Origin of the sequence: Asinibacterium sp. OR53, assembly GCF_000515315.1 — a bacterium.
Classification (GTDB): Bacteria; Bacteroidota; Bacteroidia; order Chitinophagales; family Chitinophagaceae; genus Sediminibacterium.
On the sequence record NZ_KI911562.1, the window covers coordinates 2,006,269 to 2,021,188 of the forward strand.

Annotated in this window: 10 protein-coding genes; 7 read left to right on the forward strand and 3 right to left on the reverse strand. The window is 46.2% G+C overall.

Going from position 1 to position 14,920, the window contains the following annotated elements; genetic code table 11:
- Window positions 1-38 precede the first annotated feature (38 nt).
- From SEDOR53_RS0108910 to SEDOR53_RS0108935, 6 genes are read left to right on the forward strand one after another with little or no spacing between them, the layout of a single operon-like run.
- Window positions 39-2,621 carry a glycoside hydrolase N-terminal domain-containing protein gene (locus SEDOR53_RS0108910; protein ID WP_232214749.1) on the forward strand — a complete coding sequence of 861 codons (2,583 nt, stop codon included), beginning with the start codon at window positions 39-41 and terminating at the stop codon, window positions 2,619-2,621.
- A 22-nt stretch (window positions 2,622-2,643) separates the two neighbouring features.
- Window positions 2,644-4,785, forward strand: coding sequence for a TIM-barrel domain-containing protein (locus SEDOR53_RS0108915; RefSeq protein ID WP_232214750.1), 2,142 nt, complete (start codon window positions 2,644-2,646; stop codon window positions 4,783-4,785).
- Between the two features lies 1 nt (window position 4,786).
- Window positions 4,787-5,962, forward strand: coding sequence for an alginate lyase family protein (locus tag SEDOR53_RS0108920; RefSeq protein WP_026769419.1), 1,176 nt, complete (start codon window positions 4,787-4,789; stop codon window positions 5,960-5,962).
- Window positions 5,963-5,969: 7 nt separating this feature from the next.
- Complete coding sequence (locus SEDOR53_RS19315; protein ID WP_232214751.1) at window positions 5,970-8,993, forward strand: alpha-L-fucosidase; 3,024 nt, start codon at window positions 5,970-5,972, stop codon at window positions 8,991-8,993.
- A 10-nt stretch (window positions 8,994-9,003) separates the two neighbouring features.
- Entirely contained in the window at window positions 9,004-10,308 is a 1,305-nt protein-coding gene (locus SEDOR53_RS0108930; RefSeq protein ID WP_026769420.1) for a polysaccharide lyase 6 family protein, read from the forward strand.
- Between the two features lie 46 nt (window positions 10,309-10,354).
- On the forward strand, window positions 10,355-10,654 hold the full coding sequence (locus SEDOR53_RS0108935) for a YciI family protein (RefSeq protein WP_026775026.1): 300 nt from the start codon (window positions 10,355-10,357) through the stop codon (window positions 10,652-10,654).
- 56 nt (window positions 10,655-10,710) lie between these two features.
- Here SEDOR53_RS0108935 and SEDOR53_RS0108940 read toward each other — a convergent pair whose 3' ends face one another.
- A complete protein-coding gene (locus tag SEDOR53_RS0108940) occupies window positions 10,711-11,529 on the reverse strand; it encodes a DUF6263 family protein (protein WP_037360886.1) in 819 nt (272 codons plus the stop codon).
- 198 nt (window positions 11,530-11,727) lie between these two features.
- On the opposite strand from SEDOR53_RS0108940, the gene SEDOR53_RS0108945 reads away from it, so the two are divergent.
- Complete coding sequence (locus SEDOR53_RS0108945) at window positions 11,728-13,155, forward strand: alpha-L-fucosidase (protein ID WP_026769423.1); 1,428 nt, start codon at window positions 11,728-11,730, stop codon at window positions 13,153-13,155.
- Window positions 13,156-13,168: 13 nt separating this feature from the next.
- On the opposite strand, the gene SEDOR53_RS17550 is transcribed toward SEDOR53_RS0108945, so the two are convergent.
- Entirely contained in the window at window positions 13,169-13,606 is a 438-nt protein-coding gene (locus SEDOR53_RS17550; RefSeq protein ID WP_051416567.1) for a cytochrome c, read from the reverse strand.
- 16 nt (window positions 13,607-13,622) lie between these two features.
- Window positions 13,623-14,888 carry a sorbosone dehydrogenase family protein gene (locus tag SEDOR53_RS0108955; protein ID WP_026769424.1) on the reverse strand — a complete coding sequence of 422 codons (1,266 nt, stop codon included), beginning with the start codon at window positions 14,886-14,888 and terminating at the stop codon, window positions 13,623-13,625.
- Window positions 14,889-14,920: the final 32 nt, after the last annotated feature.

Sequence of the window (14,920 nt, forward strand, 5' to 3'; positions counted from 1 at the left end):
ACTCAATTGATTATACCAAACCGATCATTCTTATACGGATGGATACGATGAAAAAAATATTGGGAGCGCTCAGCCTCCTGTGCATGGGCTCGATACAGGCACAGGTGAAGCCAGCATCTATTAAAGGAGCATCACCGCTGACACTCTGGTATGCGAAACCGGCGGGTATCTGGGAAGAAGCATTGCCGCTTGGCAATGGTAAAACCGGTGCAATGGTTTTCGGTGGTGTAACCACAGAACGTTATCAACTGAATGATAACACGCTTTGGTCTGCCGCTCCCAATCCTGGTAATAATCCTAACGGACCGGTGATATTGCCACAAGTTAGGGCGCAGGTAGAACAAGGCAACTACGACAGCGCACGCGCACTGTGGAGAAAAATGCAGGGCTCTTATTCTGCGCGATATCTGCCACTCGCCGATTTGTGGGTGAGATCAGTTATAAAAGATACTGCCCCTACTTATTACTACCGCAGCTTGGATTTGCAGAATGCTACTTCATTAGTAAGATACACAGTCGACAATATTACCTACACAAGGGAGACATTTATCAGCCATCCCGGTAAGATCATGATGGTACGGATCACTGCCAATAAAAAAGCATCCATCAATATCCAAACAACGCTGACGAGTAAATTGAAGTATCATATTGATGCAGTGAGCGATAATTACCTTGTATTGAAAGGTAAAGCGCCAAAATATGTAGCCAACCGAGAATACGACCCTCACCAAGTAGTATACGATGAGAACGCGAATGGAGAGGGAATGAATTTTGAAGTGCATGTAAAACTGGTCGCCATCAATGGAACTGTCAAACAAGATGCAGGTGCGCTGAAAGTGAGTAATGCAGATGAAGTAATGATCTATTTGTCCGAAGCAACCAGCTTCAACGGATTCAACAAATCACCGGGACTGGAAGGGAAAGATCCTTCCATAGAGGCCAAAGCCAACCTGCAGCGTGCTGTACAGCAAAGCTTTCAATCACTTCGTGCTAAACATATTGCCGATTACCAGTCGTTGTTCAACAGGGTGAAGTTAAACCTCGGTGAAAACACCGAAGCGGACAAATTGCCTACTGATGAAAGATTGAAGCGTTTTGGAAAAACACAGCACGATAATGCTTTGCAAGTTTTGTACTACCAGTTTGGCCGTTACCTGATGATCGCTTCTTCCAGGCCCGGCTCAAGGCCTACGAACCTGCAGGGTATCTGGAATGATCATGTACAGCCGCCATGGGGAAGCAACTATACCACCAATATCAATACCGAAATGAATTACTGGCTGGCAGAAAATACCAATCTTTCAGAATGCCATCAGCCATTATTTGATTTTATGAAAGAGTTGGCAGTGAATGGAGCTGTTACAGCCAAAGTGAATTACAATATCAATGAAGGATGGGTAGTGCACCACAATTCAGATATCTGGGCCAAAACATCGCCGCCCGGCGGATACGACCAGGATCCCAAAGGATCACCTCGCTGGTCGGCCTGGCCCATGGCGGGAGCATGGTTCAGTACGCATTTATGGGAACATTATTTGTTCACAGGCAACAAACAGTTTTTGCGTGAGCAGGCATATCCACTGATGAAAGGCGCTGCGCAATTCATGCTGCATTGGCTGGTGAAAGATAAACAGTCCGGGTACCTCGTTACCAATCCGTCTACATCACCGGAAAACAGCATTAAGATCAATGGCAAGGAATACGATATGGCCATGGCATCTACCATGGATATGTCCATCATCCGTGAATTGTTTACCGCACTGATCAAAACAACTGAGGAGTTGAAAACAGATGCAGCATTTCATGATGAACTGGTGAAAGTAAAGGCGCAATTATATCCTTATCATATTGGACAATACGGACAAATACAGGAATGGTTCAAAGATTGGGATGATCCGAAAGACAAGCACAGGCATATCTCACAATTATTCGGACTTTACCCAGGCAGCCAGATTACAGTGAATCATACGCCAGCGTTGGCCGCTGCTGCGAAACAATCGCTTATCCATCGCGGCGATGTGAGTACCGGCTGGTCCATGGCCTGGAAGATCAACTGGTGGGCAAGACTGCAGGATGGGGAGCATGCTTACAAAATATTAAGTGCAGCGTTTAATTATATCAATCCGGCAGAACCGCGTGAAACCATGGTAGGAGGCGGCACTTACCCGAATCTTTTCGATGCACATCCACCCTTTCAGATCGATGGAAATTTTGGAGCCACAGCCGGCATCACTGAAATGCTCTTGCAGAGCCATGCCGGTTATATTGCTTTATTGCCTGCATTGCCCAAAGCCTGGAAAGACGGTTCGGTAAGCGGCATCAAAGCCAGGGGTAATTTCACGGTGAGCATGGAATGGAAAGAAGGCAAACTGGTGAAAGGGAAAATTTTATCAGGCATAGGTGGCAATTGCAGGATACGCACATTACAGCCGGTGAAGATCGTAGAAGTAAAAAGTGTGTCTGCAAAAGGAGAGAACAGGAATGGGCTGAATACAGTGTATGGGATGCCTCCTTACGAAAATGTTACGCATGCAACATTGCAGAACCTGGATCGTACAGAAGGATACATCATTGATTTCGCTACGGAGAAAGGAAAAACCTATACGGTACTGCCATTATAAGTCATTGTTTGAATGCATTTATATGATGAATAAAAGAAAATGGGCCATCGCATGTTGCATGTTGGTCTGCATGGTTGCCCGCGCGCAAACCATTGCCTGGAAAGAAATAGCGCCAGGTGTATGGAAGGGAGTGGTAGGCAAACCGGAAGCCTATGATCTCCTGAAAACTGCGGGTGCACAACCCAATACCAATGCGTTGGGTAAGATGACCAAAGCATCTTTTCCGTTCTCCAACGATGGCATTGCAGGAATGGTAACGGATGGGAAAACTGCACTTCGTTTTCCGCTCGATAAAGAAGAGCAATTGTATGGTTTCGGGCTGAACTTTCAAACAGTTCACCAGCGTGGAAAAATACTGGAACTGCATGTAGATCACTACGGTGGAAAAGACAATGGCCGTACACATGCACCCACGCCTTTTTATGTTTCATCGAAAGGGTATGGTGTGTTTGTAAATGCAGCGCGTTATATCAAAGTATACGCGGGAAGCGCTGTGCGGAAAGACAGTAAGCATCCGCCCGTATCAAAAGACCGCAATACAGACAAGAGCTGGAGTGCCAGGCCTTATTCCGATGCAGTGGAAATGCAGGTGCCTGCGGCAGGTGTGGAAGTCTACGTGTTTGCAGGCCCCACACCCATGGATGCAGTGCGAAGGTTCAACCTGTTCAACGGTGGCGGCGTATTGCCGCCGCGTTGGGGACTCGGGTTCACACAACGCGTGAAATCATTGTATACGGCAGAAGAAGTAGCAAAAGAGGCGGATGCTTTTGCAGAGAAAGGATTCCCGCTCGATTTTATCGGGCTGGAACCAGGCTGGCAAAGCAAAGCCTATCCCGGCACTTTTGCATGGGATCCTCAAAGATATCCTGCGCCTAAAACCTTTGTGCAGCAAATGCTCAGCAAGGGCATCCGGTTGAACTTGTGGATCAATCCCTATGTTTCCGCCGACGCGCCTTTTTACCAGGCCATTAAACCATACACCGGTTCGCATACGGTATGGACAGGTGAAGTGCCCGATTTCAACATGCCGCAGGCAAGGAATGCTTTTTTTGAGCAACTGAAAAAAGACCAGGTAGCTATTGGTGTCAGTGGATATAAAATCGATGAAGTGGATGGATACGATTATTATCTCTGGCCCGATGTAGCCACATTTCCTTCCGGTACCAGCGCAGAGCAGATGCGGCAGACCTTTGGGGTGTTGGCTATGCGATACAGTGCTGAAATGTTCCATCAGAAAAATCAGCGTACTTATGGATTGGTGCGCGCTTCCAACGCAGGCGCTGTTTCTTTTCCTTATGTGATCTACAACGATTATTATAACCACGAAGATTTTATTACGGCATTGATCAACAGCGGAACGGCCGGTGTATTGTGGACACCCGAAGCACGCGCTTCCAAAACAGCGGAAGAATGGTTACGCCGTTTCCAAACGGTTGTATTCTCGCCGATGGCCATGATCAACGCATGGTCCAGCGGCACCAAGCCCTGGTCGTACACTGAAGTGGCATCACAGATAAAAGAATATGCATTGCTGCGCATGCGCATGATGCCTTACTGGTATTCGGTCTTCGCCCAATATCATTTTGCAGGAACGCCGCCTTTTTATGGAATGGGATTGGAAGATGGATTCAAGCAGGCAACAAAGAAAGAAGCAACCAATGCCAACCTGGAAGAGAATCCTTACGCAGAAGCCACTTCAAAAGAAATCAAAGACCAATACATGGCCGGTGAGAACCTGCTGGTGGCCCCTTTGTTCACCGGACAAAAAAGCCGGAAAGTAGTGTTGCCCAAAGGACGATGGTATGATTTCTATACCGGCGCATTTGTGGGAGATGGCACCGTGATCACCGTTGAACCAGGATTGGATAAGATACCGGTATATGTAAAAGATGGCGGCATCATACCCCTGATGCCTGCGCGTATGCATGCACCCAAAGCGGGTGAAAAAGTAGACCTGGAAATACGCCATTACGGAGAAAAACCAGGCAGCTTTTTATTGTACGATGATGATGGAGAAACTTTCAACTATGAAAAAGGGGAATACAGTTTCCGTGAGATCAAAGTAGAAGGTACAAAGGGACAATTCAAAGGAACCATCTCAGCACCGGTGAATGGTAAGCCGAACACAGTAGGCAATATTACCTGGACCTATATGACCAAATAATATGAAAAGAACCAGCATTTGCTTGTGCATTGTTACAGTGTTGTGTTTTGCAGGCATGCCTGTTCAAAAGAAGTCAGGCTTTGAAAATGAAATAGCCGCTGTATTACGCAAACAGATTATGCAGGAAGCAGCCTGGGCCATGCAACAGGAACCGGTTACGGTAACGGCTGCTGCTTCACCAAGAAGCGCAGGAAGGAAGCATGATTTTTATTCGGAAGGTGATTACTGGTGGCCCAATCCTGCGAGTGTAGACAGTCCGTATATTCAGAAAGACGGCATGACCAACCCCGATAATTTTGTGGCACACCGCCATGCGATGATCCGGTTCAGCAGGATCGTAGGAGCCCTCGCTTCAGCGTATAAATTAACAGGCGATAAGCGTTATGTGCAACAAGCCATGAAGCATTGTATTGCCTGGTTTGTGAATGCCGATACGAGAATGAACCCCAACCTCTTGTACGCGCAGGCGATCAAAGGACGTTTCACCGGCCGCGGTATCGGCATCATCGATACCATACAATTACTGGATGTAGTGCAGGGCTTGATGGTAATGGAACATGCGAACGGTATGGACCAGGAAGCATTGCAATCGATCAAACAATGGTTTGAACAATACCTGCAATGGCTCACCGCGCATCAATATGGAAAAGATGAAATGAATGCAGAGAATAACCACGGTACTTGCTGGGCCATGCAGGTAGCGGCTTTTGCAAAATTCACCCGTAATGAAAAGATCCTGCAGTTTTGCAGGGATCGTTACAAGCAGGTGCTGCTGCCCAATCAGATGGGGGCAGACGGCAGTTTTCCAAGGGAGATCAAAAGAACGAAACCTTACGGGTATTCCATTTTCAACCTGGATGCCATGACCACCCTCTGCCAGTTGCTTTCAACCAAAGCAGACGATCTCTGGAATTACCAGACGCCGGATGGACGTTCCATCAAAAAAGGGATTGCTTATTTATATCCTTTTGTAGCTGATAAGAACAAATGGCCTTTCCGGCACGATGTGATGCATTGGGAAGCATGGCCGGTAGCGCAAACCTTTCTGTTCATGGGAGCATCCGTTTATCACCAGCAGGAATGGCTAGATACCTGGAAACGATTGAACCATGCACCTACCGACGAAGAGATCATACGCAACCTGCCCGTACGAAATCCATTGATCTGGATCAATTAACCAAAACATGAAAACAGTAACATACATCAAATCCAGCCTGTTGGCAGTTATGCTGCTGGCAGGACATATCGTACCAGCGCAGAATAAAGGCGATGAAGACAAAGAAATGTTCAACAACACCAAAGCACGCGATCAACAGGCAATAGATAAAGCCGTGAAAGGATGGTGGGCACAATCGATGAAGACCCACCACCAGCGGATCGACTGGTGGCGCAAAGCGAAATTCGGTATGTTCATACACTGGGGAGTGTATTCACAAGCTGGTGGTGAATGGAAGGGACAAAAAGTAAGCGGGTATGCTGAGCACCTGATGCGCAAAGAAAAGATCAGCCGTACTGAATACCTTGAGCTGGCACATCATTTCAATCCCGTTCTGTTCAATGCCGATACATGGGTACGCAATGCCAAGGAGGCGGGGATGAATTACCTCATCATTACTTCCAAACACCACGATGGTTTTGCGATGTACGACAGTAAAGTATCTGACTTCAATATCATGCAACAAACGCCGTTCAAGCGCGATCCCATGAAAGAGTTATCGGCCGCCTGTAAGAAATATGGAGTGAAGTTTGGATTTTATTATTCACATGCGTTCGATTGGGAACATCCCGATGCACCGGGTAACGATTGGGAATACAAGAACCCCGGCGGAGACCTGAATTTATACGGCGGAGCAAACTGGTTTGATGTGCATCCCGAACTATTGCCTAAAGCGGTGAAATATGTGAATGAGAAAGCCATCCCGCAGATCAAAGAATTGTTGCGCAATTATCATCCCGATATTTTATGGTTCGATACACCACATAAACTGCCGTTGTCGGAGAACATACGCATACTGGAAGCCATTCGGGAAACAGATCCTAACGTAGTGGTCAATGGGCGGCTGGCAAGATCAGGTGATATGAATTTTGGCGACTACAAGAATACGGCAGACAGGCCTGCTGAATTCTATCCCGTAACAGGCGATTGGGAAGCCATCCCAACTACCAATGAAAGCTATGGTTATTCCAAATACGACGATAGTCACAAGCCCGCCGCTTTCTTCATCCAGCTGCTGGCCAAAGCGGTGTCGAGAGGGGGCAACCTGCTCATGAATATAGGACCCAAGGGCGATGGTGAAATGGATGTGAAAGATGTAACAATATTAAAAGGTATTGGCGAATGGGTAGCTAAAAATAAAGCAAGCATATACGATGTGGCACCATCTTCTTTGCCTTTGCAAAGCTGGGGTGTTACAACACAAAAAAACAACCTTGTTTACCTGCATGTATTCAACTGGCCATCTGATGGCAGGCTGCAGCTTGGAGGTTTACTGAATAAAATCAACAAAGCCTATCTGCTTGCTGATCCGGCTAAACAACCGCTCAAATTAATGGCAGGTAATCGCATGACCAGTATCATGGTGCCATCCCAGGCGCCTGATACCAGCAATACAGTGATCGTACTTGCATTAAAAGAGAAGCCGAAGACAGATTCGGTTCGCTTTGTAGCGAGCAATACAGTTACCAGGCTGCTGGCTTTTGATGCTATGTTGAAAGGAAAAGGATTTGGTTTCGGTGATGGGAAGGCGAGTGGTTATTATGTAGATGGATGGAAGTCGGCCAATCAACAGATCGCCTGGCATTTCAATCTTGGAGAATCTGCGCGTTTTAAAATTGTAGTGAAATATGTAACCACACCGGAAACAGCAGGCGCTTATCAATTGCAACTGGATCAAAACAAGTATGAGGGCAGAGTACAGGCTACCGAAAAAGGGAATGTGATACAAACAATAGAATTGGGCACTGTTGATTTGATTGCGGGATATCACCAGCTTACCATTACGCCGCTTGCATTGGAAAAGAAGGAACTGATGCGATTACTGGAAGTGCAACTGATACCACAAAATCTGGCCGGAATATTTGCGCATGCTGAAATGCAAAGCAGGCTCATGATACAGGAAATAGCCAAAGCCAATGCAGGCAAGCCCGACCTGGTTTCTCCACGAACACTGGAACATGGTAACCTGAAACTGGTAGCATCGCGCGACTGGACCAGTGGTTTCTTTCCCGGCGTACTTTGGTTCCTGGATGCGTACACAAGAAAACCCGAATGGCTGCAGGCGGCCAAACGGTTTACTGCTAATATAGAAAAGGAAAAGACCAACGGCACTACGCACGATATGGGCTTTAAAGTGTATTGCAGTTTTGGTACAGGTTACAGGATCACCAAAGATGCGCACTATAAAGAAGTGATCGTACAGGCGGCCCGTACGCTGGCCACAAGATTCAATGCAACAACCGGCACGCTTCGTTCATGGGATCATAGCCGAGAGAAATGGGGTTTTCCGGTGATTATTGATAATATGATGAACCTTGAATTGTTGTTCGAAGGCGCTAAGCTATCAGGCGACACTGCACTCTACCATGTTGCCGTAGCACATGCAAATACTACCATGAAGAATCATTTCAGGTCCGATTACAGCTCTTATCATGTAGTGGATTATGATACACTCACCGGCAAAGTGGTAAAGAAAACCACACACCAGGGATATGCCAATGAATCGGCCTGGGCACGTGGACAAGCATGGGGCTTGTATGGCTACACCATGTGCTATCGTGAAACGAAAAACAAAGCTTACCTGGATCATGCCGAACATATCGCTGCATTCATTTTAAACCACCCCAACCTTCCCAAAGACAAAGTGCCTTACTGGGATTTCAATGCACCAGGCATTCCCAATGAACCAAGAGACGCTTCTGCCGCCGCAGTGATAGCATCTGCATTGTATGAGCTCAGCACTTATACCAAAGCGAATGCGAAAATGTATCGCGCAACGGCAGATCAGATACTGGAGAGCCTTGCAGGCAGCCAGTATACCTCACCCATAAATGAAAACAAGGGGTTCATCTTATTGCACAGCACCGGTGCCAAACCGGCCAACAGTGAAGTGGATGTCCCTTTGAACTACGCAGATTATTATTACCTGGAAGCATTGCTGCGCGGCAGGAACTTGCGGGAAGGTAAACCTGTTTTACAACTTGCTAAATAAGCTATTATTTATGAGAAGAATATTGATCGCGGCTTGCATCATTGCATGGGCACAAACAGCTTTGGCAAAAGAATACCGTGTAGGTTCAGCCAGTGAACTGTCTACTTTGAACCTGGCACCAGGTGATAAAGTGATATTGATCGATGGAATATGGAAAGACCAGCGATTGGTGATCACAGGTAATGGAACGGAAGAAAAGCCCATTATGATAACATCGGAAAAGCCAGGAACAATAACGTTTTCAGGGAATTCCAGTTTGCTGATCGATGGAAATTGGTTAGTAGTAGAAGGACTTTCTTTCAGGAATGGTTATGCAGCCAAAGAAGATGCGGTGGTATTTTCTGCCGGGTCTTCGCATTGCAGGCTGACTCAAACAGCGATAGTTGGTTATTTTCCTGCAGACCTTACAAAAGACAACCGCTGGGTATCGCTCAACGGACAATACAATAGGGTAGACCATTGCTGGTTCGAAGGAAAAGCCAACCAGGGACCTACCATGGTGGTATGGCTGACAGCAAAACCGAACTGGCATCGAATCGATCATAATTATTTTGGCCCGCGACCGGAGTTAGGTCAGAATGGTGGCGAAACCATTCGCATCGGTACCAGCGGTTGGTCAATGCATGACTCGTATACACTTGTAGAGAACAATGTTTTTTATCAATGCAATGGCGAACTGGAAGCCATATCCAACAAATCGTGTAAGAACACTTTGCGCAATAACCTCTTCTACGAGTGCAAAGCCACGCTTACATTACGACATGGAAATGATGCGGAAGTGTACGGTAATATTTTCATTGGTAATAACAAACCCGGTACCGGTGGCATCCGCATCATTGGAGAGAACCACAAAGTGCACGATAACTATATGCAGGACCTTACCGGTACGGGATTGAGCGCCGCCATCAATATGATGGATGGATTGCCTAACCCTGTTCCTGCCAGCCACTGGCAGGTAAAGAATGCAACGATCACGCACAATACCATCATCAACTGCCGGCAATCTTTTTGCATAGGATCGGGCAGGAATGCAGACCGGTACTTATCTCCCCTGAATACTGTGTTTGCATCAAACCTGATCTCTACCAATGAACAGGCATTGGATTGGGTAGATGACAGCACAAAGATCCAATTCAAAGACAACCTTGTAGAAAGGGCCAGTGATAAAGACCGGTTACCGGCGGGGTTCTCTGTGCAGGATCTCCACTTGAAAAAGCTGCCCAATGGTTTATACAGCATCAACGGTCAAACACCCGATCCGTTTTGGAAAAAGGAACAGGTAGGGCCTGTATGGAGCCAACTACCTCAATGGTGATCTGATCAATAAATGGTATTTTTAGGGATACCATACAAACATCATCATGGAAAAGAAATTCTATGCGCTGTATTTAAAACCATTGCGTTCTGATTTTGCTCAGACCATGACGGCAGAAGAGCGTAACATCATGTTGCAACATGTGGCTTACTGGACAGAATACATGAACAAAGGAATGGTATTGGCTTTCGGGCCTGTAATGGATCCCAAAGAAATATACGGACTGGGGATCGTTGCAGTAGACCAGGAAGACCAGTTAAAAACCCTGATCGAAAATGATCCGGCAGGAAAGATCAACCGGTATGAATATTACCCAATGAGGGCAATGGTGCCAGTTAAACAATAAAAAAGGAGCCAGAGATTATTTCCGGCTCCTTTTTTATTGAATGATCGCTCTTTTAATTATTGACGGGCGCTGGTACTCACTACTGCTGAAATAGAAAAAGGAATGGTCTGGCTCATAATAGCTGTTTCACCCTTGCCTTCTATATTGGTCTTTTTTTCTTTGATCACACCAGATGTAGTATCAACGGTCAGTGTGCCTTTGTAATTGTTGGTGCCGCTGATGGTAGCCGTCATACCTTGGATAGATTTGGGTTTCTTTGTTGATTCTTCACCGGTGAATGCAATAACGGCTTCGTTACCATTGATCGACTGGATGGTGTAAACAATTTTTCTTTTGTTATCGGCGTCCTTGTTGTGTTCTTCTGTCCAGCTATCACCCGCTTTCAGCGAAGCAGGTATTGCCAATAACAACTCAGGAGCAATATCATTGATGTCGCCACCTAATACTGCTTCGGCAGAAGCAGCACCGTCGTCTTTTTTCTTCTCAACCGGCTTGCCATCGGTTGAAATAAAGATGTCGTTGGCAGTGCCAATAAAGCCTTTCACCGACTGGCCAATTTGTCCATCCATATCTTCTTTTTTATCAGAATCAAAATCCATGGACTGCCCCATCGCTTCGTTCTTCAATAAAAGTTTTGTAACGACAGATGACAAATGAATATCAGGATTGATCTCTTTCACTTCCGTTTGAACGGTCATGGTAACATTGGAAACGATTTTCATTTCCTGTCCCATCATGGTCTGTGTGATATTATTGACAGTATTGATGGTGCTGTGGATTTTCTCTCCGGTCTTTACAGGCACTTTAGATTGTGCAAAAGTCATTGAGCCGGAGAAGATCGCCGCAACCAGCAGCGGGGTGGATAAGATTTTCATAGATGAGGTTTAGTTAAGAATGAATCATTAGATATTAAAAGTAATCGAATATGATAACATGGCCTAATAATTAAATTGCTACGCGCCAAAATCACTGAATAGATAGTTAATCCCCTGCATTGCAGGCTGCGGCCTTCTTGCTTATTTCACGCATCTGAACCCGGCCGGTACCCATCATTCATCATCATTGCTAAACTCATGAAAAAAACTGTTTTTTTTATTGTAGCTTGTCTCTTTACTTCACAATTGATTTTCAGTCAGCAACTTCCGAAAGACGAACGCATGAAATGGTGGCGTGAAGCCCGTTTCGGTATGTTCATACACTGGGGTGTATATGCCCAGCTGGCAGGAGTATATAATGGGCACGAGCAACAGCGGGGCGGCGCCGAATGGATCATGAACCGTTCTAAAATACCCGTTGCCGAATATCAGCAATACGCCAAACAATTCAATCCTGTAAAGTTCAATGCAGATGACTGGGTAAGGATGGCAAAAGAGGCGGGTATGAAATACATCGTTATCACAGCCAAGCACCACGATGGGTTTGCCATGTTCGGATCAAAAGCGAGTCCGTGGAATATTGTAGATGCAACACCTTATGGTAAAGATATTTTAAAAGCACTGGCGGCAGCCTGTAAAAAACAGGGTATGAAGCTGGGCTTTTATTACTCGCAGGCGCAGGATTGGAATAACCCCGGTGGCGCTGCCGCCCGTAAATTGATGTCGGAAGGATGGGCTAATCCCGATAGCGCAAAGATTGATGCATTTACAGCTGCGCACAATGGGCATTGGGATGCTGCACAGGAAACATCCACTTTCGCGCAATACATTGACCGTGTTGCCGTACCGCAGGTAAAAGAACTGTTGAGCAATTATGGCGATGTGGCGGTGTTGTGGTGGGATACGCCCACCAACATGACAGACGATGCGGCATTGAAATTACAGGAGCTCTTGAAACTGCAGCCTCGTATCATCACCAACGACAGGTTGAAGCGACCTAATTTTCCCGGAGACACCAAAACACCGGAACAAAAAATACCCGGCCTCAGTGAACTCGATGGGAAAGACTGGGAAACCTGCATGACCATGAATGGTACCTGGGGTTTCAGAACTTCCGATACCAAATGGAAATCTACCGAAACACTGATCCGTAACCTGGCAGATATTGCTTCCAAAGGAGGAAACTACCTGCTCAACATAGGCCCCAAACCAGATGGAACATTCCCCGATGCCAGCATAGAGCGCCTGAAAGAAATCGGCCAGTGGATGAAAGTGAATGGGGAGGCCATTTATGCAACCAAAGCAAGTCCGCTTGCACCGCTGAATTGGGGCCGCTGCACCATGAAAGAAAATGACGGCCAGACCATTCTTTATTTTTCTGTTTTCGATTGGCCTTCTAATGGACAGCTACTGGTGCCCGGCATTAAGAATACAGTGGTATCAGCCAAATTGCTTGCCGGTGGTGCTGCTTTGAAAACAACTACTACAACGGATGGATTGAATATTGCAGTGCCATTCAATTCGCCTGATGCAAATGCTTCTGTGATCAAAGTAATACTGAAGGGAAAAGTAGAAAGCCAGCAGTCCGCTGCTAACGGTAAAATGAAAACAGGTGCGTTGGATTAACGCACCTGTTTTACTAGCTTTTCTTTACTTGTGAAGTTGTTTTCTTAACGGGGCCTCGTACAGCTTTTACTTCGGCAACAGTAACAGCGGTTGCTTTATTGCCAAAGCTATTGCGAACATAGGTGAGCACATCTGCTATCTGCTGATCGGTGAGATAGCTGTGCGATGCCATGATATTGGAATAGTATTCATCATCGAGCGGAATACGGTCCGACATGCCCTTCAGTACAACAGCAATGATCTTTTGCTTGTCCTTCAGCACATTGGAGCTTTGCGCCAGCGGTGGATTCATGTGTGGAACGCCGCCGCCATCTACCTGGTGACAACTCAAACATTCTTTTTTATAAATGGCTTCGCCCCTGTTAACAGAAGCGGAAAGATTATTGGTCTGGGCCCAAAGCATAATGCCGAAAGAAAACAAAGCCGTTGCTGTGATCAGTTTCTTCTTCATGGTTGTGAAGTGTAAATTATTTTCCTGAATAAGTGATGCGATAAATAGTGCCTTTGTTATCGTCGCTTACATAAAGCGAACCATCGGGCCCCTGGGCAAGACCGCAGGGACGGTGTTCTGCCTGCCGGGTAGAGTTTACTACTTTCACACCCGAAAAACCATTGGCAAAAACTTCCCATTTGCCGGAAGGCTTGCCATTCCTGAAGGGCACGAAAACCACGTAATAACCTTCCTGTGGCATGGGAGCACGATTCCAACTGCCGTGGAAAGCAATGAAAGCGCCGTTCCTGTATTTTTCGGGGAACATATTACCTGTATAAAACAATAATCCGTTTGGTGCGAGGTGACCAGGGAACGCTACTACAGGCTCGATAAAATCTTTTGCCCTGGGGCTTTCTGTTTTACCATCGCCACCGTATTCGGGTGCCAGCATTTTCTTGTGCAGGATCTGGTTGTAATAAATATAAGGCCAACCTGCATTGTCGCCTTTTTTTAATTCATACATACACTCGGAAGGTAGTTCGGCGCTTTGTTCAGCATCAAAATACTGAGGCCAGTCCTGCAATAAATTATCGCGGCCATGTTGCATCACAAACAATGAATTGCTTTGTGTATTCCAATCGAGGCCCACTACATTTCTTAATCCTGTTGCATAACGAACACCCTGCGCATAGCTTTGATTCAGCTTGTCGGCTTTGAACATCCAGATGCCGCCCGCGCTATCCAGTATGGGACAAGGCATCCTGCCCTTTGATCCGTTGGCACGGTCTACTTCCTGGCAGGCATTGGAAGGGGCGCCAATATTTACATAAATATTACCGTTGTTGTCGAGGGCAATGGATTTGGATTCGTGTTGTCTTTTATTCCAGAGACCGGTAATGATCTTTTCGGGATGCTCCGCATCGATCACTTCATTTTTTGCATTCAATTTGTAACGGAAAACTTCGTCATCACTGGATGCATAGAGGTATCCGTCTTTTAAGGCAATGCCTGTGCCGGTATAATTGCTGAATCCTTCAACCTTGTCTATCTTACCGTCTCCGTTCTGGGCGGTCATTTTTAAAATGCCATTACCTTTATATAACCTGCTTGTTCTGGCATAGATCACCCCTTCAGGCGTAACCAGTAAATGGCGGATACGGCCAATGCCATCAGATACTTTGGACGCTTCGAAGCCTTTAGGGAGACTAAGCCCCGCGTTAATGGTGTCGGCATAAGGATTGGCCAGGCAGGGTACGGCAAAAAGGAAGCCAATGGAAAGAAAAGAAAAAATTTTTTTCATCGGTATTTTTTTTGTTTGCAATAAGTCAGTTC